The sequence below is a fragment of the Tepidimonas fonticaldi genome (genome assembly GCF_007556755.1).
GTDB lineage: Bacteria > Pseudomonadota > Gammaproteobacteria > Burkholderiales > Burkholderiaceae_C > Tepidimonas > Tepidimonas fonticaldi.
Window position 1 is genome coordinate 45,202 of the sequence record NZ_VJOO01000001.1, and the last position, 22,077, is coordinate 67,278.

General features: G+C 65.2%; 15 protein-coding genes. 9 read left to right on the top strand and 6 right to left on the bottom strand.

Features of this window, described 5'->3' with window-relative positions; translation table 11 throughout:
- The first annotated feature begins 2 nt into the window (after window positions 1–2).
- The 5 genes from rbfA to Tfont_RS00235 are packed head-to-tail and all read left to right on the top strand — an operon-like array spanning window position 3 to window position 5,167.
- Entirely contained in the window at window positions 3–377 is a 375-nt protein-coding gene (gene rbfA / locus Tfont_RS00215) for a 30S ribosome-binding factor RbfA (RefSeq protein WP_068609565.1), read from the top strand.
- Window positions 374–1,333 (top strand): tRNA pseudouridine(55) synthase TruB, encoded by a 960-nt coding sequence (gene truB, locus Tfont_RS00220; RefSeq protein ID WP_068609568.1) that lies wholly within the window; start codon window positions 374–376, stop codon window positions 1,331–1,333. Before rbfA ends, truB begins: the two co-directional genes overlap by 4 nt.
- Window positions 1,330–3,165, top strand: a complete 1,836-nt coding sequence (gene typA / locus Tfont_RS00225) for a translational GTPase TypA (RefSeq protein ID WP_068609570.1) — start codon at window positions 1,330–1,332, stop codon at window positions 3,163–3,165. The genes truB and typA overlap by 4 nt, the downstream gene beginning before the upstream one ends.
- Window positions 3,162–4,040: a DMT family transporter gene (locus tag Tfont_RS00230; protein ID WP_143968009.1), complete on the top strand. Its 879-nt coding sequence runs from the start codon at window positions 3,162–3,164 to the stop codon at window positions 4,038–4,040. Before typA ends, Tfont_RS00230 begins: the two co-directional genes overlap by 4 nt.
- Entirely contained in the window at window positions 4,037–5,167 is a 1,131-nt protein-coding gene (locus Tfont_RS00235) for an enoyl-CoA hydratase/isomerase family protein (protein WP_143968010.1), read from the top strand. Before Tfont_RS00230 ends, Tfont_RS00235 begins: the two co-directional genes overlap by 4 nt.
- A 46-nt stretch (window positions 5,168–5,213) precedes the next feature.
- Here the strand turns inward: Tfont_RS00235 and smpB are convergent, their stop codons facing one another.
- Window positions 5,214–5,696 carry an SsrA-binding protein SmpB gene (gene smpB, locus Tfont_RS00240; protein ID WP_143968011.1) on the bottom strand — a complete coding sequence of 161 codons (483 nt, stop codon included), beginning with the start codon at window positions 5,694–5,696 and terminating at the stop codon, window positions 5,214–5,216.
- A gap of 33 nt (window positions 5,697–5,729) precedes the next feature.
- Here smpB and Tfont_RS00245 point away from each other — a divergent pair, with 33 nt between their 5' ends.
- The 4 genes from Tfont_RS00245 (at window position 5,730) to guaA (ending at window position 9,754) form a co-directional block, all read left to right on the top strand.
- Entirely contained in the window at window positions 5,730–6,179 is a 450-nt protein-coding gene (locus Tfont_RS00245) for a type II toxin-antitoxin system RatA family toxin (protein ID WP_143968012.1), read from the top strand.
- A gap of 15 nt (window positions 6,180–6,194) precedes the next feature.
- Window positions 6,195–6,509, top strand: a complete 315-nt coding sequence (locus Tfont_RS00250; protein WP_143968013.1) for an RnfH family protein — start codon at window positions 6,195–6,197, stop codon at window positions 6,507–6,509.
- An 84-nt stretch (window positions 6,510–6,593) separates the two neighbouring features.
- On the top strand, window positions 6,594–8,066 hold the full coding sequence (guaB, locus tag Tfont_RS00255) for an IMP dehydrogenase (RefSeq protein ID WP_068609581.1): 1,473 nt from the start codon (window positions 6,594–6,596) through the stop codon (window positions 8,064–8,066).
- Window positions 8,067–8,137: 71 nt separating this feature from the next.
- Window positions 8,138–9,754 carry a glutamine-hydrolyzing GMP synthase gene (guaA, locus tag Tfont_RS00260; RefSeq protein WP_068609583.1) on the top strand — a complete coding sequence of 539 codons (1,617 nt, stop codon included), beginning with the start codon at window positions 8,138–8,140 and terminating at the stop codon, window positions 9,752–9,754.
- Window positions 9,755–9,785: 31 nt separating this feature from the next.
- Here guaA and Tfont_RS14605 read toward each other — a convergent pair whose 3' ends face one another.
- The 5 genes from Tfont_RS14605 to Tfont_RS00285 form a co-directional block, all read right to left on the bottom strand.
- A complete protein-coding gene (locus tag Tfont_RS14605; RefSeq protein WP_260682213.1) occupies window positions 9,786–11,519 on the bottom strand; it encodes an NUDIX hydrolase in 1,734 nt (577 codons plus the stop codon).
- Between the two features lie 120 nt (window positions 11,520–11,639).
- Entirely contained in the window at window positions 11,640–14,954 is a 3,315-nt protein-coding gene (locus tag Tfont_RS00270; RefSeq protein ID WP_143968014.1) for a DEAD/DEAH box helicase family protein, read from the bottom strand.
- Window positions 14,955–15,063: 109 nt separating this feature from the next.
- Window positions 15,064–18,141, bottom strand: coding sequence for a site-specific DNA-methyltransferase (locus tag Tfont_RS00275; protein ID WP_143968015.1), 3,078 nt, complete (start codon window positions 18,139–18,141; stop codon window positions 15,064–15,066).
- Between the two features lie 43 nt (window positions 18,142–18,184).
- A complete protein-coding gene (locus Tfont_RS00280; RefSeq protein WP_143968016.1) occupies window positions 18,185–21,085 on the bottom strand; it encodes an SNF2-related protein in 2,901 nt (966 codons plus the stop codon).
- Complete coding sequence (locus Tfont_RS00285; RefSeq protein ID WP_143968017.1) at window positions 21,072–21,929, bottom strand: WYL domain-containing protein; 858 nt, start codon at window positions 21,927–21,929, stop codon at window positions 21,072–21,074. The genes Tfont_RS00280 and Tfont_RS00285 overlap by 14 nt, the downstream gene beginning before the upstream one ends.
- Between the last annotated feature and the right edge of the window lie 148 nt (window positions 21,930–22,077).

Sequence of the window (22,077 nt, forward strand, 5' to 3'; positions counted from 1 at the left end):
GCATGGCGACGAGAAAGGCATCCAACCGCGGCCTGAAGGTGGCCGACCAGATCCAGCGCGACCTGAGCGAGCTGATCCCGCGCGAGCTCAAGGATCCGCGTCTGGGCATGGTCACCATCCAGGCCGTCGAGGTGTCGCCCGACTATGCGCACGCCAAGGTGTACTTCAGCGTGCTGGTCGGCGACCCGCAAGACAGCCAGGACGCGCTCAACCAGGGCGCGGGCTTTTTGCGCAATGCCTTGTTCAAGCGGCTGCACATCCACACGGTGCCGACGCTGCACTTCGTCTACGACCGCTCCATTGAGCGGGCGGCGGACATGAACGCCCTGATCGCCAAGGCGGTCGCCTCGCGCGGCAAGGACGAGGACGCGACATGACGGCCGAGCCCCGTGCACGGGTGCCGCGGCGCCCCGTGCATGGGGTGCTGCTGCTGGACAAACCCGTCGGTTTGTCCGCGCAGGCGGCGGTGTCCAAGGTCAAATGGCTGCTGGCGGCCGAAAAGGCCGGCCACACCGGCACCCTCGACCCGCTGGCCAGCGGGCTGTTGCCGGTGTGTCTGGGCGCGGCCACCAAGTTTGCGCAGGTGCAACTGGAGGCCGACAAGGCCTACGAGGCCGTGCTGCGCCTGGGTGTGCGCACCACCACCGGCGATGCCGAGGGCGAGGTGATCGCCACCGCGCCGGTGGACGCGGCCCGGCTGACCCCCTCGCGGCTGGCCGAGCTGGCGCGCCGCTTCACCGGCGTGATCGAGCAGATTCCGCCGATGCACAGTGCCCTCAAAAAGGACGGCAAGGCGCTGTACGAATATGCGCGTGCGGGCATCGAGGTCGAGCGCGCGCCGCGCCGCGTGACGATCCATGCGTTGACGCTGGAGCCGATGCCCGACGACCCCGCCGCGCTGCGCCTGCGAGTGCGCTGCAGCAAAGGCACCTATGTGCGCACGCTGGCCGAGGACATCGGCGCGGCGCTGGGCTGTGGCGCGCACCTGACCGCGCTGCGGCGCACCGCCACCGGGGGGCTGACGCTGCCGCAGGCGATCACGCTGGACGCGCTGGAAGCCCTGTCCCCACCGCAGCGCCTGCGCTGCCTGCTGCCCCCCGAGACCTTGCTGGAGGGCGCGCCGCGCGTCGTGCTGGATGAGCGCGATGCGGGCCGTTTTCTGAGCGGTTTGCGCCGCCGCGGCCCGTGGCCGCCCGCTGAACTGGTTGCCGTGTTCGGCGACCGCCCGCGGGCCCTGCTGGGCACCGCCCGCTGTGCCGGCGGCGAATTGATTCCGGCGCGTCTGCTCGCGCCCACCGAAGTTTCCCAATATCTGCAACAGGCTGCACCATGACCTCCCGCCCCCCGATTCGCAACATCGCGATCATCGCCCACGTCGACCACGGCAAAACGACCATGGTCGACCAACTGCTGCGCCAGTCCGGCACCTTTGCCGCCCATGAGAAGGTGGAGGACACGGTCATGGACAGCAACGCGCTCGAACGCGAGCGCGGCATCACCATCCTGGCCAAGAACTGCGCCGTGCGCTGGAACGGCACGCACATCAACATCGTGGACACACCGGGCCACGCCGACTTTGGCGGCGAGGTCGAGCGCGCGCTGTCCATGGTGGATGGCGTGCTGCTGCTGATCGACGCCCAGGAAGGGCCGATGCCGCAGACACGTTTCGTGACCAAGAAGGCGCTGGCGCTGGGCCTCAAGCCCATCGTGGTGGTCAACAAGGTGGACAAGCCCGGGGCCAATTGCGACAAGGTGATCAACGCCGCGTTCGACCTGTTCGACAAGCTGGGGGCGACCGACGAGCAGCTGGATTTTCCGGTGGTGTATGCCTCGGGCATCAACGGCTGGTCGTCGCTGACCGAGGGGGCGCCTGGCGAGCGCTGGGGGCCGGACATGTCCGCGCTGTTCGAGACCATCCTCAAGCATGTGCCCGCCCACGAGGGCGATCCCGCCGCGCCGCTGCAACTGCAGATTTCGGCGCTGGACTACAACAGCTTCGTGGGCCGCATTGGCGTGGGCCGCATCAACGCCGGCACGCTGCGGCCGGCAATGGACGTGCTGGTCATGGAGGGGCCGGACGGCCGGCAGTTCAAGGGCCGCATCAACCAGGTGCACAAGTTCCAGGGGCTGGACCGGGTGCAGGTGAGCGAGGCCGGGCCGGGCGACATCGTGCTGATCAACGGCATCGACGAGATCGGCATCGGTGTGACGGTCACCGACATCGCCAACCCGCGGCCGCTGCCCATGCTCAAGATCGACGAGCCGACGCTGACGATGAATTTTTGCGTCAACACCTCGCCGCTGGCCGGGCGTGAGGGCAAGTTCGTCACCAGCCGGCAAATCTGGGACCGGCTGCAAAAGGAGCTGCAATCCAACGTGGCGCTGCGCGTGCGCGAGACGGGCGAGGACGGAGTCTTCGAAGTCTCGGGCCGGGGCGAGCTGCACCTGACCATCCTGCTGGAGAACATGCGCCGCGAGGGTTACGAGCTGGCCGTGAGCAAGCCGCGCGTCGTGTTCAAAGAGATCGACGGCGTGCGGTGCGAGCCGATCGAGCTGGTGACCTGCGACATCGAGGAGCAGCACCAGGGCGGCGTGATGCAGGCGCTGGGCGAGCGCAAGGGAGAGTTGGTGAACATGGAGCCCGACGGCCGCGGCCGCGTGCGGCTGGAGTACCGCATCCCGGCGCGGGGGCTGATCGGTTTTTCCAACGAATTCCTCAACCTCACGCGCGGCTCGGGCCTCATCTCCAACATCTTCGACGGCTACGAGCCGCACAAGGGCGACATCGGCGGTCGCAAGAACGGCGTGCTCATCAGCATGGACGACGGCGAGATCTTCACCTACGCGCTGGGCAAGCTGGACGATCGCGGCCGCATGTTCGTCAAGGCCGGCGACCCGGTGTACGAGGGCATGATCGTCGGCGTGCACAACCGCGATAACGACCTGGTGGTCAATGCGACGCGCACCAAGCAGCTGACCAATTTCCGCGTCTCGGGCAAGGAGGATGCGATCAAGATCACCCCGCCCATCGAGCTGACGCTGGAGTACGCGGTCGAGTTCATCGAGGATGACGAGCTGGTGGAAATCACGCCCAAGAGCATCCGCCTGCGCAAGCGCTACCTGAAGGAGCACGAGCGCAAGCGCGCCGCGCGGGAAGGCGCATGACGCTGCGTCACGGGCAGGCCGTCGCCCTGATGGTGGCGGTGACGTTCCTGTGGGCGACGGCGGGCGTGGTCACGCGCCAGCTCGAGCAGGCGCAGGCGTTCGAGATCACCTTCTGGCGCAGCGCGTTCACCGCGCTGTCGCTGGCGCTGATCCTGCCTCTGTGGCAGGGTCGCGGCGTGTGGCGCCGGATGGTCACCAGCGGCCGCGCTCTGTGGTGGTCGGGGGTGTGCTGGGCGGTCATGTTCACCGCCTTCATGATCGCGCTGGCGCTGACCAGTGTGGCCAATGTGCTGATCACGCTGGCGGCCGGGCCGCTGCTGACGGCGCTCATCTCGCGCCTGTTCTTCGGGCAGCGGCTGGCGCGACAGACCTGGGCGGCCATCGTGGTGGCGGGCCTGGGCATCGCATGGATGTTTGCGCGCCAACTGGGCGAGGGCGGCTGGCTGGGCAGCGTGGTGGCGCTGGGCGCCCCGCTGGGGGGCGCCTTCAACTGGAATCTGGTGCAGCGCAGCCAGCGCGAAGGGCACGGGGTGGATTTGGTGCCCGCCGTGCTGGTGGGCGCCGGCGTGTCGGCGGCGGTGACGCTGCCGCTGGCCTGGCCGCTGCGGGCCAGCGCGCACGACGTGGCGTGGCTGGCGGGGCTGGGCGTGTGGCAACTGGCGGTGCCGTGCGTGCTGGCCGTCGTCTGCGCGCGTGTGCTCAAGCCCACCGAGGTTTCGATGCTGGGCTTGCTGGAGGTGCTCTTTGGCATCGTGCTGGCATGGCTGGGCGCGGGCGAGGTTCCTTCGCCCGCCGTCTGGCAAGGCGGCGCCCTGGTGCTGGGCGCATTGCTGACCCACCTGTGGTTGACCCAACGGAAGGAGACATCCCCATGACCTCGCGCTGGAGCGATTTCGTCCACATCGAGCGCACGCCCAACGGCGTCGGGCGCATCACCCTCGACCGGCCCAAGGCCCTCAATGCCCTGGATCTGGGCATGATCCGGGCGCTCGCCGAGGCGTTGCTCGCTTGGCGCGATGACCCCGCCGTGGTGGCGGTGGCGATTCGCGGCACCTCCAAGGACGGGCCGTTCGGGGCCTTTTGCGCGGGCGGGGATATCCGCTTCTTCCATCAGGCCGCGCTGGCGGGCGATCCGCGGCTGGAGGACTTCTTTACCGAGGAGTACGCCCTCAACCACCTGATCTTTACCTACCCCAAGCCGTATATCGCTTTCATGGACGGCATCGTCATGGGTGGCGGTATGGGCATCAGCCAGGGCGGGCGCTGCCGCATCGTCACCGAGCGCACCAAGATGGCCATGCCCGAGACCAACATCGGGCTGTTCCCAGATGTCGGCGGAGGGCATTTCCTGAGCCGCTGCCCGGGGCATGTCGGGGAGTATCTGGGGCTGACCGGGGTGGTCGTCGGGGCGGATGCGGCGCTGGCCTGGGGCCTGGCCGATGTGGCCGCCCCCGCGGCCGATCTGCCGCGCGCGTGGGACGCACTCGCCACCGTGCAGGCGGATAGCCCCGAGGCGTTCGAGGCTGCGTGGCGTGGGTGGACGGCGCAGGCCGGCTGGCGCAGCGCGGGGCCTCGCACCGTGGCGCCGCTGGCGCCAGAGGTGGATGCCGCCTTTGGTGCCGACACCGTGGGCGGCATCGTGCAGGCGCTGCAGGCGGCCGGCACGGACGCGGCGGCACAGGCCCTGGCCACACTGCGCCTGCGCAGCCCGCTGATGCTGCATGTGGTGCTGGAACATGTGCGGCGCGCGCGGGGCATGACCCTGGCCGAGGATCTGCGCCTGGAGCGGGACCTGGTGCGCCATTGCTTCCATCCCCGCCATCTGGGGCGCTCGCCAGCCGAGGGGGAGACGGTCGAGGGCATCCGCGCCCTGGCGGTGGACAAGGACCAGCAGCCGCGTTGGAACCCGGCGCGCATCGAGGACGTGACGGCGGCGATGGTGGCGCCGTTCTTCGACAGCCCCTGGCCCGCGCACGCGCATCCGCTCGGGCATTTGCGCTGATTCGTCCCTCCGGCGGCCGGCGCCGCCGGGGCAGGGCGGCCGGGGGTCAGCGCATGCGGTGTTTGAGCGCGCGCTCCACCTCGCGCTTGCCCTCGCGCTCTTTGATGGTGTCGCGCTTGTCGTGCTGCGCCTTGCCGCGCGCCAGCGCGATCTCGCATTTGACGCGGCCGTTTTTCCAGTGCAGGTTCAGCGGCACCAGGGTGTAGCCCTTTTGCTCCACCTTGCCGATGAGGCGGCGGATCTCGGCCTTGTGCATCAGCAGCTTGCGCGTGCGGTCGGTATCCGCCCGAATGTGCGTGGATGTGCTGCGCAGCGGGTGGATGAGGCAGCCGATCAGGAACAGCTCGCCGTCGCGCACCACGACATAGCCCTCGGTGATCTGCACCTTGCCGTCGCGGATGGCCTTGACCTCCCAGCCCTGCAGGACGACGCCGGCCTCGAAGCGCTCTTCGATGTGGTAGTTGAAGAACGCCTTCTTGTTCTCGGCGATGCGGCTGTCGGTGGCGGCTTTGGACTTGGGGGTGGACATGGGACCTACAATCGGGGCAGGGCCGACGATTGTATGAAACCGAAAACCGTCCGCAAGTCCGTGCTCGTCTGGCACAGCCCGCACGAGATGTTTCAGCTGGTCAGCGACGTGGAGCGCTACCCCGAGTTTCTGCCGTGGTGCGCGTCCGGCCAGGTGCTCGAGCGCACGCCGGACGGCATGGTGGCCTCGATCGGCATGGCCTTTGGTGGCGTGCGCAAAAGCTTCACCACCCGCAATGTGCACGAGGCCGACCGCCGCATCCATCTGCGCCTGGTGGAGGGGCCGTTTTCCCAGTTGGAGGGGCATTGGGAGTTCTTGCCCGTGGGCGACGGCGACGCACGCGCCTGCAAGATCGAGTTTTCGCTGCGGTACGGGTTTTCCAGCAGCGTGCTGTCGGCCCTGGTGGGGCCGGTGTTCGACCGCATTGCCGATTCCCTGGTGGACGCCTTCGTCAAACGGGCCGACCAGGTGTATGGGGTGTGAGGTGCAGGGGGTGCGATGCGCGTGACCGTCGTCTGGGCCTCGGCCCCCCGCACCGTGCAGGAGGTCGCCCTGGATCTGCCCGACGGGGCCACGGTGGCGCAGGCGCTGGCCGTTACCGGTTGGGACCTGGGGCCGCTCGATGCGAGGCCGGGCGGCTTGGCGACGAGCGTCTGGGGGCGGCGCGTGACCCCGGATACACCGCTGCGCGAGGGCGACCGGCTGGAACTGACCCGCCCGCTGCGGGTGGACCCCAAGGTCGCGCGGCGGGAACGCTTCCAGCGGCAGGGCGCACGCGCGGCGGGCCTGTTTGCCCGCACCCCCAAACGTTGACGCGCCGGGGCTCACCCTTCGGGCGGACCGGGCCCCGTGCGGTGCCGATGCCCCGAATACAATAGCGCTTTTGGAGCCCATCCCATGCGCCTGCTCGGAAAAGCGTTGACCTTCGACGATGTGTTGTTGGTCCCCGCGTACTCGCAAGTTCTGCCCAAGGACACGTCGCTGGCCACCCGCTTTACCCGCGACATCACCCTCAACCTGCCGCTGGTGTCGGCCGCCATGGACACCGTCACCGAGGCCCGGCTGGCGATCGCCATCGCGCAGGAAGGCGGCATCGGCATCATCCACAAGAACCTGTCGGTGCAGGAGCAGGCCGCGCAGGTGGCCAAGGTCAAGCGCTACGAATCCGGCGTGCTGCGCGACCCGGTCGTCATCAGCCCCGACACCACGGTGCGCCAGGTCGTCAGGCTGTCGGACGAGCTGGGCGTGTCGGGCTTTCCGGTCGTCGAGGGTGGCAAGGTGGTCGGCATCGTCACCGGGCGTGACCTGCGCTTCGAGACGCGCATGGACGCCCCGGTGCGCGAGATCATGACGCCGCGCGAGCGGCTGGTCACCGTGCCGGAGGGCACCACGCCGGAGGCGGCCAAGGCGCTGCTGAACAAGCACAAGCTGGAGCGGCTGCTGGTCGTCAACGACGCCTTCGAGCTCAAGGGCCTGATCACCGTCAAGGACATCACCAAGCAGCTCAATTTCCCCAACGCCGCGCGCGACGACAACGGCCGCCTGCGCGTCGGCGCCGCGGTCGGCGTCGGCCCCGGCACCGACGAGCGCGTCGAGGCGCTGGTCAAGGCCGGCGTGGACGTGATCGTCGTCGACACCGCGCACGGCCACAGCAAGGGCGTGCTGGACCGCGTGCGCTGGGTCAAGCACAACTTCCCGCAGGTGCAGGTCATCGGCGGCAACATCGCCACTGGCGAGGCCGCCCGCGCGCTGGCGGAGGCCGGCGCGGACGCGGTCAAGGTCGGCATCGGGCCGGGCTCGATCTGCACCACGCGCATCGTCGCCGGGGTCGGCGTGCCGCAGATCACCGCCATCGACAACGTGGCCACGGCGCTCAAGGGGACGGGTGTGCCGCTGATCGCCGACGGCGGCATCCGCTACAGCGGCGACATCGCCAAGGCCCTGGCCGCCGGCGCGCACTGCGTGATGATGGGCGGCATGTTCGCCGGCACCGAGGAGGCGCCCGGCGAGGTGATCCTGTACCAGGGCCGCAGCTACAAGAGCTACCGCGGCATGGGCTCGATCGGTGCGATGAAGGCCGGCAGCGCCGACCGTTACTTTCAGGAAAACGACGAGGCCGCCAATCCCAACGCCGACAAGCTGGTGCCCGAGGGTATCGAGGGCCGCGTGCCGTACAAAGGCTCGGTGGTGACGATCATCTTCCAGATGGCCGGCGGCATCCGCGCGGCGCTGGGCTACTGTGGCTGCGCCAGCATCGCCGAGCTGCACGAGAAGGCCGCCTTCGTCGAGATCACCGCCGCCGGCATCCGCGAAAGCCACGTGCACGACGTGCAGATCACCAAGGAAGCGCCGAACTACCGGCTGGATTGACACCACGCCGTGCCGAGGGCCGCCAGCGAGGCGGCCCTTCGCTTTGGCGGCCCCGCAGCGGATATGACCCGATGAACCACGACAAGATCCTCATCCTCGACTTCGGCTCGCAGGTCACGCAGCTGATCGCGCGGCGCGTGCGCGAGGCGCACGTCTATTGCGAGGTGCACCCCTGCGACGTCAGCAGCGAGTGGGTGCGGCAGTACGCCGCCGACGGGCGGCTCAAGGGCGTGATCCTTTCGGGCAGCCACGCCAGCGTCTACGAGGTGGACGACCGCGCGCCCGATGCGGTGTTCGAGCTGGGCGTGCCGGTGCTGGGCATCTGCTACGGCATGCAAACGATGGCGCAGCAGCTCGGCGGGCGCGTGGAGGGCTCGCCGGTGCGCGAGTTCGGCTACGCCGAGGTGCGCGCGCGCGGCCACACCGCGCTGCTGAAGGACATCGCCGACTTCCACACCCCCGAGGGGCATGGGATGCTCAAGGTGTGGATGAGCCACGGCGACAAGGTGGTGGAGCTGCCGCCCGGCTTCAAGCTGATGGCCAGCACCGACTCCTGCCCGATCGCCGGCATGGCCGACGAGGCGCGGCGCTTCTACGGCGTGCAGTTCCACCCGGAGGTGACGCACACCGTGCAGGGGCGGGCGATCCTGGAGCGCTTCGTGCTGGAGATCTGCGGCGCCAGGCCCGACTGGATCATGCGCGACCACATCGAGGAGGCCGTGGCGGCCATCCGCGCCCAGGTCGGCGACGAGGAGGTGCTGCTGGGCCTCTCGGGAGGGGTCGATTCCTCGGTGGCCGCAGCGCTCATCCACCGGGCGATTGGCGACCAGCTCACCTGCGTGTTCGTCGATCATGGCCTGCTGCGCCTGCACGAAGGCGACATGGTGATGGACATGTTCGCCGGCAAGCTGCACGCCCGGGTGATCCGGGTGGACGCCAGCGACCTGTTCCTGCGCGAGCTGGCTGGCGTGACCGACCCCGAGCGCAAGCGCAAGATCATCGGGCGGCTGTTCGTCGATGTCTTCAAGGCCGAGGCGGAAAAGCTCAAGGCCGCGCGCCCCGGCTCCAAGGGCATCCAGTGGCTGGCGCAGGGCACCATCTACCCGGACGTGATCGAGTCCGGCGGCGCCAAGAGCAAGAAAGCCGTCACGATCAAGAGCCACCACAACGTCGGCGGCCTGCCCGAGCAGCTGGGCCTCAAGCTCCTGGAGCCGCTGCGCGACCTGTTCAAGGACGAAGTGCGCGAGCTGGGCGTGGCGCTGGGCCTGCCGCACGACATGGTGTACCGCCACCCGTTCCCGGGGCCGGGCCTGGGCGTGCGCATCCTTGGCGAGGTGAAGAAGGAATACGCCGACCTGCTGCGCCGGGCGGATGCCATCTTCATCGAGGAGCTGCGCTCCACCATCGAGCCGAACTCCGGCAAAAGCTGGTACGACCTCGTCAGCCAGGCGTTTGCGGTGTTCCTGCCGGTCAAGAGCGTCGGCGTGATGGGCGACGGCCGCACCTACGACTATGTGGTGGCGCTGCGCGCGGTGCAGACCAGCGACTTCATGACCGCCGACTGGGCCGAGCTGCCCTACAGCCTGCTCAAGCGCGTCTCCAGCCGCATCATCAACGAGGTGCGCGGCATCAACCGCGTCACCTACGACGTCAGCTCCAAGCCGCCGGCGACGATCGAGTGGGAATGATCCCGCGTCCGGCATCCGCCGATACGGGCAGTCAGCTCAGCATTGCCTGCACGGCCTTGATGATGGGGGCGTCGTTCTTGTGGGTCAGTATTTCAGGCAGTCTGTCGATCGGGATCAGCATGACGGCCTGGCTTTCCCAGCCCATGTCGCCGGGGTGGCCGCTGATACGGCGGGCTAGGTAATAGCGGGTGTAGCTCGTTGATCGGGGCACATCCACCAGAAAACGGGTTAGCTGTACGCGGAGGCCGGCTTCTTCGTAGGCTTCCCGGATCGCGGCGGCTTGCAGGCTAGTGCCGGGGGAGTAGGTGCCCTTGGGGAAGGTCGCCTGGTAACCGCCGTAGGCGTTGCTGGGGGCCACTGCCCAGACACGCCCGTCGTCCTCGACGATGACCACGCCGGCTGCGGCTTTCTTGCCTTTGGGGAGGTTGAGGTCGGGTTCTTCCACCGGATGTTGCTCAGCCAATCGCTGCCACCCGGCATGGTCGGTTGGCGCATCAACCCACGAGTCAAAGGGTATTGCTGCAAGTTCTGACGGCATCGGGCCATCCGGGATGACGATGGCGATGCTCTCGGGATCCTGCCAGGTCCACAGGGCCGTGGGCGTGCTGGGGTGGGCGAGCTTGACGGGATTGCCGTTATCATCGCGGCGCGGGTGTACCGGCGGGCCGGGCTGGAGAACTTCTTCCTCGTCCTCGAGTGCGTCGTCTTCCTCCAGTTCTGCGTCCAGGGCCTCTAGCTCGCGCAGCAATTTCTCGAAGCTGGACTGTTGACTTTCCTCAACAGGCACTTCGTCGAAATCCTCCGGGTTCTCTTCAGGCACGAGGCAATTCCCGGCTTCTTCGTCCCGCTGCATGAAGCGTGAGCGGTTCGCCCAGGTGAAGTCACTGAGTGTTACATCCGGGAAGTAAAGCGTGTGAGTCCCCAGGATCACACTGGCAGTGAATTCGCGCAGGACGGCGACAAACTCGAACAGCGCGTTCAGGTTGTGAGGAGACGAGTCATTGGCCCAGTCGGCGATGATTTTTGCAATTGCCGTCGACAGGCCGGCCAGTCCTTCGCTGAGGATGCAGTGCAGGTTCTCATCGGCGTACCAGTCCGGGTCCAGCGCCAGCGTCCGGATGACAGCCTTGCCCAATCCCTGCTCGGTGCGCCAGGCTTCCAGCCCGTGGAAGCTCTCGTCAGCACCGCTGAGCACCGATGCAATGCGTTCGTTGGCGCTCAGCACATCGGAGAAGCTGGCGGGTTCATAATCGGGCAAGGCATCCAGCCCGGAACAGTATTTGGGCAGCTCCTTGCAGAGGATGCGCCAGAAATAGGGGGCAATCAGCTCCATGATCACGGACGGAGAACCCAGATAGCCGGGCTGCGTCGCCTCTTTCAGGGCAGAGACGAAGCTTGACTCGTGGGGCTGATGGGCCTCGTCGCTGGCGTAATAGCTCAGCACGTCGAGCAAGGTATTCCAGGCGTCATCGCGGGTGCCGCCATAGTCGGGCCCCAGGTTGATCCTTACCCTGCGCGCAACCCCGCCGTCACCGTCGTCGTCGAACACCACCTCGTACATCTTGATGCCCGTCCAGCTGCGGTGGATATGCAGGATGTTGTCCTCAAAATAGAGGAACCACTTCTCGTCCTGATCGGACGGGACGAACCCGCGCCGGAGGTTGCGCATGTGCGCGGCGTTGAAATGCAGCTCGATCTTCATGTCCTCATACGAGGCAGGCATCGGCTTGAGGTCTGGCCAATCCCTCTTGGTGGCGATATGCATGGTTGCGGCTCCGTTGCAAAAGGGCTTCACGCCCTCATTGAATCGGCCTGCAGGGCAGTCACAACCGGCAGGCCTTTGGTTCAAGAGGACAATCCGCGTGCAGGCTTTTCCTGTTCTCGCTCATGACTGGGAAGCGTCAGGCCCAGGCACGGCTGCTTCCAGCAACTGGCGGATATAGCTATCCCCGTCTTCCTCCTGAAACAGGATGTGTTTTTTCTGCATCTCGCCCTTGGTGATGCCCCAAAGCTTGCTCATTTCATGCGAGGGCGTGTTCGAGACGATGAAGGACTCGAGCACAACATCAGGCTGCCCCAGCCGCTTCTCGATGTCCTTGACCGTTTCGTAGAAGCTGATCTTGGGATCCTGGAGGCCGACGTTGCGGATGCCTTTGGGGTCGACAAAGGTCACGCGCTGCCGTTTGCCTTCGAGCTGCCAGATGATGAAGTCCGGGTGGAAGTTTCCAGCCTCGAAGAAGCCGACGCCACGGCCCTTGCTGAGGTTGCGCAGCAGGTAGAGTTCGCGTTCCGCAAAATAGCCGGGGTTGGCGTCGTGGAACGCCTTCAGGTCCTCGATGAACCGGCGCTCGCCCTTATTGAGCGGGGCGGGTGAGATTTCCACTACACTGCCGTCCAGGAACAGCAACGGCTGGTAGAGGTGTCGCCCGAACCAGATTGCCTTGAGGCCCCGGAACTCCCAGTCCTTCAGATTCCCTTGCTCGATGGCCTCTTTCAGCTCTTTCAGTTTTGCGACGATTTCCTGCTGCGATTCCTCGATCAGGATCCGGTAACCGTATTCGGCGCCATCCTCACTCAGGATGGACGGGAAGTTGGGATCGTCCTCGGTGAGGTCGCGGTATTCCAGGTGCGGCAATTCCCACTCTTTCTTGCGGAAGGTGTAGTAGCGCTCCACGTACTTGCGCAGAAGGGCCTGGGCGATCTCCTGCCATACGCGCACCTTTTCGAACGAGTCGAAGGCCAGCTCCGATGCAGGGATGAGCAGTCGGTACCAGCTGGTGTCCACCAGCAATGCAGCGATGCCGGAACGGGGCAGGTTGAGGTTGTACCAGCCACGCTCGGCCTTGAAACGTTCGAGGTCGAAGTACAGCTGATCGAGGCCCAGGAAGGCGATGTGCTGCTTCGTCAGGTGCGCCTCATTGGGGGCGCCTTCGTCCTCGCTGCCCGATACCCCGTCGGACTTCATGGTCTGGATCTTCGGGTACCAGTTCAGCACCACCTGGTTCTTCTGCAGGTAGGCCGTGGCGGGCTCAAGGTCGGGGCGCGGGGGCTGGAGGGTCGGAACCGGCCCCAGCTTGCGGAAGGCGTCGCCAAACTCAGTCTTGACGCCGTTGATCTCTTTTTTGAGACGGATCGTCTTGAGCGGCTTCGTGCCCAGGTTCCGGATGACCGGCAGGATGAATTCGATGCGTTCTTCGTTGGCAGGCAAACCTTCCGCTTCAAGAAAATCGCGGAACTGCGACATGTAATCGGCGCGGACGCCGAAGATGTGCAGCGTTTCGAGCAGGTCGATGTACTTGGGCCGTTTCAGCGCCGCGGGGAGGGTTGCACGCACGCTGCGCTTGAGGCTCATGCCATAGCCCTTCAACCGCACGCCGCGGCCGAAGAGCTGGATGATCTGCGCGCCCTCGCTGCGCCCAACGTTCATCAGCCCCATGGTGCTCACGCGCCAGCTGCTCCATCCCTCGGTGAACTTCTTCGAACCAATGAGCACGTTGATGGCGGAGTGCGGCTTGTCCAGCTCGTGGAACAACGATCCGGAAAATTCCCGCTCGGCGACATGCAAGCCGCTGGCTTCGCACAGCTTCACCAGCTTGGTGTCGTCACCGACGTTGATGACGCCAAAGAACGCGTTGTCGCCCACGCGCACGCCGATTTCGCCGGCGGCGCCCTTCAGGTTCTCGACGTGCAGCAGGCCGCCTGCGGGAGCGTTGAACAGGGTCGCCAGTGTTTCGTCGAAGATCTGTTCCGGCGACAGGCCGCAGGTGTTCAGGTAGGCGAAACGGCCCGCGAACAGGTTCTTGCCGGTGGCCGTCAGCAACCCTTCGTTCAGCACGCGCCGGATGCGCTCGGCGCTGTCCTTGCGATTCGCCACGTAGGCGGCCAGGAACTTCAGGATGGCCACGACGTCCGACACATCCTTTTTGTCCTCCTTGCGCACGGCATTGACGCTGCCGCCCACGAAGACCCACAACGGCTTTTCGATGTTGAACGGGCGCTGGCTCGTCTCCAGTTCCCGGTACAGCCGCTGCTGCTGGAAGAACGACAGCAGACAGGCGGTGAGGTAGGTCCTCATCCATTCCTCGTTGCGGTCGTCTTCCAGGTTGAGGATGTGGTAGTCCTTGCCGAAACCGTCGCCGTAGAACCAGCGATAGGAATAGTCGAACAGCGTGCTGCGCGCGTAGAGGTCGGTCAGCTGTCGGTTTCCGGCCACGGCCTGGCCGAAGGTGGCGGAATATTCGAACGAAAAGCCCTTTTCACACAGCGCGTTGCGGAACTTCATCCAGGCCCCGTCGCCGCCTGCCGAAGCACCGCGGTGCCCTTCATCGACGAGGACAAGGTTGTTGCCCTCGAAGGCATCCACCGCCACTGTCTTCTCGCCCATCTCCTCCTTCAGCTTGGTGACCTCCAGGATTTCCACCGCACGGCCGGCGAACAGGCCGCGTCCGTCCTTGTTGAAGATCTCCGCCTCGATGCCCGACTTCTGGAACTCGCGCAGATGCTGCTGCGACAGCCCTTCGTTGGGCGTGAGCAGGATGATCCGGTTCAGCTCGCGCGAAAGACCATGTGTTTCCAGAAACCGCTGGTACTGGAGGATGTTGGCATGCATGAGCAGTGTTTTGCCGCTGCCGGTGGCCATCCAGAACGCGATCTTGTTGAGCTGGAGGCGAGGGTCCTCAGACTCGTCCAGTGCCGCGATCCGGTCCGCTTCCGGGAGCGTCTCGTTCAGCGCCGCAATGCGCGCGTTGAGCGCCTGCCGCAGGCCGGCGGGGTCGCGGAAGTAGCGGTCGAGGTAGATCTCCGTGAACAGCAGCGCCAGGTACTGGAAGTACTTCCAGACGATCGGCTCCTCACCCCGGGTGATGCGCCGGTCGTTGAGGTGTTGCGTGACCGAAACGATGGCCTGGTCGTATTCCAGCAGCTGTTCGTCCGACAGCTCCGGCCTGTTCTCCGGGGGCAGGTGCAGGCACAGGGCGTGGTGGAAGCGGTGGATGTTGTCCGCGTCCAGTCCTTCCAGCGACTCGTCTTTCAAGTGAGCGGCGAGCTGGTCGAAGCGCTCGACCCCGAACAGACCGAGCAGCCACTGGTTGAGGGCGAGCTTGCGGTTGAACGGCAACGACGCGCGGGGCGCGGCGGCCAGGCCGCGCGCAGCCGCCCTGGGCGAAGCTGCATCGTTCTTGCGAGGACGTCCGCGCGGCATCAGGCAGCCTCCTTCCGCTTGTCGCTCATTGGATAGCAGCTACGGATGTTGTCGATCATTTTCAGGCCCAAAGTGAGTGACAAACCTGCTTGTTGCGAACGGACGAGCATCACACGCCCTCCATTTCGAACATCAGGCGGAAGAAGTCCTCCTCGATCAGGCGCACCTTCCAGGTGTCATCCGGGGCCTTGAGGTTTTCCAGGTTGTTGTCGCCGTTCACGTAGATCAGGTCGAATTCGCTGTCCTTGCTGGAGTAGCCCTGCTTGCGGAACCACTCGTCCAGCACCAGGTTGTCGCGCTCGATGCCTTCCGGGGCCTCGCCACCCGGGCGCTTGCGCCAGATGACGAGGGTGCGGCGGCCGTCGGGCGTGGTGCCGGTGACGGTGCGGAACCACCACGGGCCTTCCGGGTCCTCCTTCAGGCGGCCGTCCAGCAGCAGCCGGCGCGGCGCGTCCGCCGGCAGGTCCGGATCGTCGTCGCGGCGGAACGCGGCGCTGTAGGTGCGCGGCGCGGCGATGTGGTCCACCTTCAGGCCGATCAGCCAGTTGAAGGTCTCCTGCAGGTCGACATTCACCTCGCGGGACTCGTCCGAACCCGGGCGCTTGACCTTCAGCCTGTAGGCCGTGGGGTCCATGAAGGCGGCCACGTTCAGCAGCGACTGGCTGCCGCGCGTTTCCACGTCCAGCATGTAGCGCAGCAGGTACTGCTCCCGGAAGCCGTCCGCCCCCTGGGCCTGCGGGCTGTCGAGCAGGCTCTGCTGCGCCTCGGTGCGGCGCAGTTCCAGGTTGTTCAGCGTGTCCTCGTAGGACTCGAGGCGGATCACTTTCATGATCCGCGGGCTGCGCTCGGCTTCCTCAGGTGTTGCGAAGCGCTTGGGTTTGCCAGTCCTCCAATCAGGGGTATAAACGACCTTTTTCAGACGCGGAAGAAGAACGGTGTCGAAGTAGTCGGCTTGCTCCACGAGGATGAACTTGCGCTGACCACCGTCTTCACGGTTGAGATTGATGACGGCATGACCGGTGGTTCCTGAGCCGGCAAAATAGTCAATTACAGCTTCGTTGCTGCGCTTGCGAATATTTGTCTGCAACAGGCGCTGAATTAATAGTGATGGTTTGGGATAGGGAAAGATTCGCTTTGAGCCAAACAACGCATCGAACTCAGAATTGGCCAATGCGTTATCGCCAGCAAACTCTCGATCGAATAGCGTCACTGGTACCAAGCCATCTTGGACGTCGGATAGATAGCGCTTCACCATAGGGTATGCGGCGCCATCTCCCCAAATTACGGCGTTCTCGGTGACCTTCTGCTTCCATGTCGTTTCGCTCAGCCGCCAGTACTGTCCTGGTGGGGGACGCAGAATGATCCCATTGGGCTTTTCAATGACGTAGTCCGCATCGTATGGATTGTTGGCGTAGATCGGGTCCGGTTTCCATGGCCCTTTGGGATCATTGTCCGGATTGGTATATGCGTCAGTGTTCTCTCGGGGAATTAGCACCCTCTCCCATTGGTCTTTATTGATCGCAAAGCACGGAATGTAGTCATGAGATACTGAGAACAATCTTGCAGAATTCTTTCGGGTGTGGACTTTTTCCCAAATAATAGTTGCGACATGATTGTCGCGCCCAAAAACATCTCGCAGCAAAGAGACAAGATCACAATACATTACGTCGTCAATGCTGATATATTGGCCCCCGTCGTGACGTAATAGCTGTCGAAGAAGCAGGAGTCGTGATGCTAGCATCGCAATCCAACTGGAGTAGGTGTAGCCGTCTTTGTATACAAACTTTCCTTCACTGCGATCTTTTTCAGTGTTGTAGGGCGGATCGATAAATGCACACTTGATACCATTGCGGTATCGAAGTTGAAGAATTGCGAGGGCACTAAAGTTCTCGCTGTGCACCAGCAGGCCATCCATTTTGTCCTCCACGGCTTCGAGTTTCTCTAGAAGCCGTGTGGTGAGGTCGGCGTCGAAATGCCGCGTGTCCACCATCAGCGTCGGATGCGCCTTCAGAAACTCCACCGTCAGCGGCACGCTATATCCCGGCGTCGTCAGGTCGCCCTTGATTTCATCAATCGCACACAGCCGCACCCATTCCTCGCGTTGAGCGTCATTGGCGGCTATCTCCGGATAGAACTCCTCCGGAATCACACCCAGCCGGATGCAATAGCTGGTCTCGACGACAAACTTCTTCTTCAGCCACAGCTTCTTCTGGAAGTCTTCCAGCTGCGCCAGGAAGTCGATGATCTTGTGCGCGATGCGGCGGATGACCTTGATCTTGGACAGGTACTGCTCGACGCGCGGTGCGGTTTCGTTTTCCACGTCGTCGAGGTGCATGACCTCGTTCTTGATGTAGAAGTCCAGCTCGCGCCGCAGAAAGCCGCCCAGGTCCTTGTGGATGAAGTAGTCGAAGGTGTTGCGGGCGGTGTAGCGGTCCAGATGCACGCGCAGCCGGGTGTTCTCCGAGGCCGTGCCGTCGGCGCGCACGTGCTTCCCGCCCAGGACCTTGATCCAGTCGGCCAGCGCCGGGTCGTCGAGGGCAAGGATCGCCGCCTCGGCCTCGGCGTTCAGGTCCTTCTGCTTGGCCAGATCGGGCGCGTAGGTGAAGCGAATCACCAGTTCGCCGTCCTCGATGGCCGCAAAGGGCGCCGGGGCCAGCCGGAAGCGGCGCTCCTTGCCGGCCTGTTCCTTGACGTTGCCGTGCTCGCCCTCGGCGGCGTCCACGAGCCTGAAGTGGACGCGCATGGGGTTCCGTTCGTCCTCCGGGCGCAGGCGGAAGGCGTAGTCGCGGAAGCTTTCGCTGGTCTTGATGTAGTACTGGTCCGCGTTGGCCCAGTGGAGCTTGACCTCCTCGCCCTCGTAGGGGATGGCGTAGACGCCGGGCTTGTAGACGCGCTTGCTGAGGAAGTCGCCCTCGGAGTAGTAGCGGCGGAAGAAACTGTAGAGGTGGTCGTAGACCTCGGCTTCCAGCGCCCCGGTGGCCAGTTCCTTCTCCAGTTCGGCCTTGTCGGCGGTGCGGTACTGGGCGAACGCCTGCTTCACCTGCGGCAGCAGGTCCTTGTCCAGGAACTGCGTCACCTCCGCACTCCGGGCGTGCAGGATGCGGTAGATGCCGAAGTCCAGTTCCGGCTGGTCGAGCTGGAACAGCTCCTTGAGCAGGGTTTTCAGCTTTTCGTATTTCTGGCTCATTGCGTGGTGGTCCTGTTGAATCGTTGGCGGGCGCGTCGCTTCGTCAGACGACGGCCCAGCGAATGGTGAAAAGGGTTTCGGCGTGCGTGCGTTGCGCCAGCCGCTGTTCCAGCTGGTCGATCAGCTGGTCGCGCTTTTCCATGATCTCGTCCTCGATGCGGAAGATCTCCTGCCGCTGGCGGCGCTGCTGCCGTTCCAGCTTCTGGAGCTTCTCCTGGATCGCGTGCTGCTCGGCCAGTGTGGTGGCCTGTCGTGCCTGCCGGCGCAGGGCCTTGATCTGTTCCTTGGTGTCGGCCAGCGCCTTCTCGGCGGAGAGCACCATGTCGTCGGCCCAGCGTTCCAGCTTCTCCCGCGCCTCGTGGAAATAGCGATTGTTCTGCTCCAGCGAACGGCTGAGGGTGGCCTGGGCATGGCGCTCGCTCTCCGCAGCCAGACGCCGGGAAACCGTGTCAGGGATCGTTGCGGTGCCTGCGACGTGGCCGCCGCACTGGAACAGCTTCTCCATGGTTTCCTGGTCCAGCGCTGCCCCGTCGTCGGTAAAGCCGGAGAACAGCAGGTGTTCTTCTCGTTCGTAGGACTCGATGGTCAGACGGGTGAGCGTCAGGTAGCCGCGCTGGCCGCGCAGGGCTTCGACGACGGCGATACGGGTCGGGTGGCGGCTGATGTCGAAGAGGATTTCCGCTACAGGCGTATCGGCATCCCGCGCCTGGGCGAGCACATGCTCGCCCAGGGGGTGCGAGAGCCGGTAGAGGAACTGGCCGGCACCCTCCGCCTGCGGGTGGGCGCGGGAAATCAGGTGGTAGCGGCCGGCGGGGATGTCCTTGCGGGGCGGGCTGACCAGGTCGAAGGTGAAGGCGATGTCGTCGAAGCGCGCCTGGTCGGCCAGCACGTGGCGCGTGAGCGACCAGAAGCGCCTGCCGACCCGGTCCAGCCGGGCCCGGGCATCCGCAAGCCGCATGCGCAGCCGTTCGTGCACGTCCTCGTCGAAGTGCTCGAACAGCGCCCGTCGGGTGTCTTCCAGCCGCGAGCGGATCTGTTCGTCCATCTCCGCCTGCAGGGCCTTGAAGGCGGCGTCGATCTCCTCGGGGGTCCGGCACGCCTGGTAGATCGCGAGGATGCGCTTTTCGAAGTCCACGCCGGATTCGATGGTGCCCAGCACCTCGTCGGAGGCGCCGAACACGCCGCTGAACAGGTTGAACTTCTGCTCGAGAAGCTCCAGAACACGGCGGTCGGCCTCGTTGCGCTCATTGAGGAAGTTGATGACCACCACGTCGTGCTTCTGGCCGTAGCGATGGCAGCGGCCGATGCGCTGTTCGATGCGCTGCGGGTTCCAGGGCAGGTCGTAGTTGATGACCAGGGAGCAGAACTGGAGGTTCAGGCCTTCCGCTGCCGCCTCGGTGGCGATCAGGACGGAGGCATGGTCGCGGAAGTGCTCGATCAGTGCCGTGCGCATGTTGACCGCGCGGGAGCCGGTGACCTTGTCCGAACCCTGGTTGCGCTCGAGCCAGCGTTCGTAAATGGCGGTTTCCCCGGGGCCGTTGTTGCTCCCGTTGAAGAGGACAAGCTGGCCGGCGTAGCCGTTGGCCTCGAGGAACTGCTTCAGGTACTCCTGTGTACGCCGGGATTCGGTGAAGATGACGGCCTTGCGCGCGGCGCCGACCATTGCCATCTGCTCGAACCCTGTTTCCAGCGCCTTGAGCAGCGTGCGGCTCTTCGTGTCCACGCGGATGCTGCGGGCTTCTTCGGCAAGGCGTGCGAGGATGGCGATCTCTTCCCGCAGTTTCTGGCGGTCGACCGGTGCATCGGTATCCCGGCCTGGGATCGTGTCCTCGTCCTCGCCGAGGATCTCGTCGAGCAGGTCGGTTTCCAGCTCTTCGTTCTCGACCAGCAGCTCCGCCACGTCCACTGTGTCGTCGGTGCCCGAAATGCGCTCGTCGAGCATCGTCTGCAACCGCTGGCGCAGGATGTCCAGGGTGGCGGCAACGGCGGCCGACGACGATGCGAGCAGCTTGCGCAGGATCAGCGCCGTCAGGTGACGCTGGCGGCGGGGCAGGGCATAGCTGTCTTCGCGCCGCAGGAATTCGGACACCTTTTCGTAGAGCGCATGCTCCTCCTCGGTGGGGCGGAAGGGCCGGGTGACCGGCTTGCGCTCGGTGTAGCGGATGTACTCGGTGACCTGGTTGCGCAGGGTCCGCTTGCAGAATGCCGACAGCCTTTGGCGCAGGGCGCCCAGGTCGCTGCCGGCGCCCGCATACTGCGCGCGGAAGGAGTCGACATCGCCGAAGTGGTGCTCGTCGATCAGGGTCGACAGGCCATACAGTTCCAGCAGCGAGTTCTGCAGGGGGGTGGCCGTCAGCAGCAGCTTGCGGCAGTCCTCCGTGGCCCAGCGGATGCCCTGGCCCACCTTGTTGCTTTGGCGGTAGGCATTGCGCAGCTTGTGCGCCTCATCGATGACGACGAGGTCCCATCGGATGGCCCGCAGTTCGTCCCGGATCGAATGGGCGAAGTTGTAGGACAGGATCAGGATGGCGCCCTGGTCCAGCGGGTTGCGCGCTTCCCGGCGGGCCTGCCTGTATGCCCTGGCGTCCAGGACGACCGCGGGCAGGTTGAACTTCTCCTGCAGCTCCAGCGCCCATTGCTTGCGCAGCGACGCGGGGCAAAGGATCAGGAGCCGGCGCCGGCGCTCGGCCCAGGACTGGCACAGTACGATGCCGGCCTCGATGGTTTTCCCGAGGCCGACTTCGTCGGCGAGGATCACCCCCTTGGAGAGGGGGTTCTGGAGCGCGAACAGCGCTGCCTCGATCTGGTGGGGGTTGAGGTCCACCGAGGCATCAAAGAGCGCCATCGAGAGGCGATCCATGCCCGAGGCCGCCCGACGGGTCAGGTCATGGGCATAGTATTTGGCGTGGTGCGGGGTCAGGGAGATGACATCAGGCGAGGCCATCGAGCACCTCCCTGTTCAGGAGCACGATCTGCTGGTCCGCCGGGCTCCGGGTGGACGGGTCAGTGTCCAGCCCGAGACGCTTGAGCGTGTAATAGAGCAGGGCCTTGCGGACGCTGATGCTGGCCTTGCCGTCGCGCATGCCGTAGTCCAGCGCCACCACTTTCTTCTGTGCTTCAGACAGTCCCGGGTGCGGGCCGATTTCCAGCGTGATGTGCGTGTGCCAGTCGGCATCCTGGCCGGGGTCCGCGTCACTGGGGCGGCTGTCCCGGATGCCGAGGATGCGCGCCAGCAGGAAGTCCTTGAAGCATTGGTCGGTGAAGCACCAGGCCCGCGCGTGCCAGCGGAAACCATCGAATGCGATGGCATGGGGCGCGATCCAGCGCCAGCGTGGGGCAGGGCTGGAAAGCGACTGGTACTCGACTTCGATGGCCAGTCTGCTGTGAACGGCCTGGAGCACGGTGCGCAGGTGGCCGGCGTCGATGCCCCGGGCGGGACTGGGGACCGTATCGAAGGCCGGCATCTGGCCGATCCAAGTTTCCTCCTGCGTGACGATGCCGTCGGAGATCGACCGCAATTGGGACAGGTAGCTGGCCGGGTCCGGTTTCAGAAACAGGGGCTCGAAGCAGTCGCCCCGAACGTAGGTGCGGGCGCTCTTGTCGTAGACCATGTTGCCCGGCGCCATGCCGAGGTAGCGGTTCAGGTCGGTGGATGCCTGGTTGATCGAGATCCCGAAGGCGGCCATCAGGTCGCCGCGGTTGACATGGCCTTCCCAGAACAGCCGGAACTCGATGAACTCGAGTCGGCGCTCGATGCCCCACCGAACGCGACGTTGCGCTGCCCCCACCCTTGCACCCCAGTATCATGACCCACATCGGAATTGTATTCGACCAGTTTCTGGTTGGTTTGTAAAGGGAGGAGGCTGCGGCAGGTGGCCCAGCGTCGTGGGGGTGAGGGCGGTGGTGCAGTCAGTGAGTTATGGTATTTTTCATGGT

What these genes read in the sequence shown, in the direction of transcription:
- rbfA (WP_068609565.1), top strand. Translation starts at nt 3, where the DNA reads ATGGCGACGAGAAAGGCATCCAACCGCGGCCTGAAGGTGGCCGACCAG.
- truB (WP_068609568.1), top strand. Translation starts at nt 374, where the DNA reads ATGACGGCCGAGCCCCGTGCACGGGTGCCGCGGCGCCCCGTGCATGGG.
- typA (WP_068609570.1), top strand. Translation starts at nt 1,330, where the DNA reads ATGACCTCCCGCCCCCCGATTCGCAACATCGCGATCATCGCCCACGTC.
- Tfont_RS00230 (WP_143968009.1), top strand. Translation starts at nt 3,162, where the DNA reads ATGACGCTGCGTCACGGGCAGGCCGTCGCCCTGATGGTGGCGGTGACG.
- Tfont_RS00235 (WP_143968010.1), top strand. Translation starts at nt 4,037, where the DNA reads ATGACCTCGCGCTGGAGCGATTTCGTCCACATCGAGCGCACGCCCAAC.
- smpB (WP_143968011.1), bottom strand. Translation starts at nt 5,696, where the DNA reads ATGTCCACCCCCAAGTCCAAAGCCGCCACCGACAGCCGCATCGCCGAG.
- Tfont_RS00245 (WP_143968012.1), top strand. Translation starts at nt 5,730, where the DNA reads ATGAAACCGAAAACCGTCCGCAAGTCCGTGCTCGTCTGGCACAGCCCG.
- Tfont_RS00250 (WP_143968013.1), top strand. Translation starts at nt 6,195, where the DNA reads ATGCGCGTGACCGTCGTCTGGGCCTCGGCCCCCCGCACCGTGCAGGAG.
- guaB (WP_068609581.1), top strand. Translation starts at nt 6,594, where the DNA reads ATGCGCCTGCTCGGAAAAGCGTTGACCTTCGACGATGTGTTGTTGGTC.
- guaA (WP_068609583.1), top strand. Translation starts at nt 8,138, where the DNA reads ATGAACCACGACAAGATCCTCATCCTCGACTTCGGCTCGCAGGTCACG.
- Tfont_RS14605 (WP_260682213.1), bottom strand. Translation starts at nt 11,519, where the DNA reads ATGCATATCGCCACCAAGAGGGATTGGCCAGACCTCAAGCCGATGCCT.
- Tfont_RS00270 (WP_143968014.1), bottom strand. Translation starts at nt 14,954, where the DNA reads ATGCCGCGCGGACGTCCTCGCAAGAACGATGCAGCTTCGCCCAGGGCG.
- Tfont_RS00275 (WP_143968015.1), bottom strand. Translation starts at nt 18,141, where the DNA reads ATGAGCCAGAAATACGAAAAGCTGAAAACCCTGCTCAAGGAGCTGTTC.
- Tfont_RS00280 (WP_143968016.1), bottom strand. Translation starts at nt 21,085, where the DNA reads ATGGCCTCGCCTGATGTCATCTCCCTGACCCCGCACCACGCCAAATAC.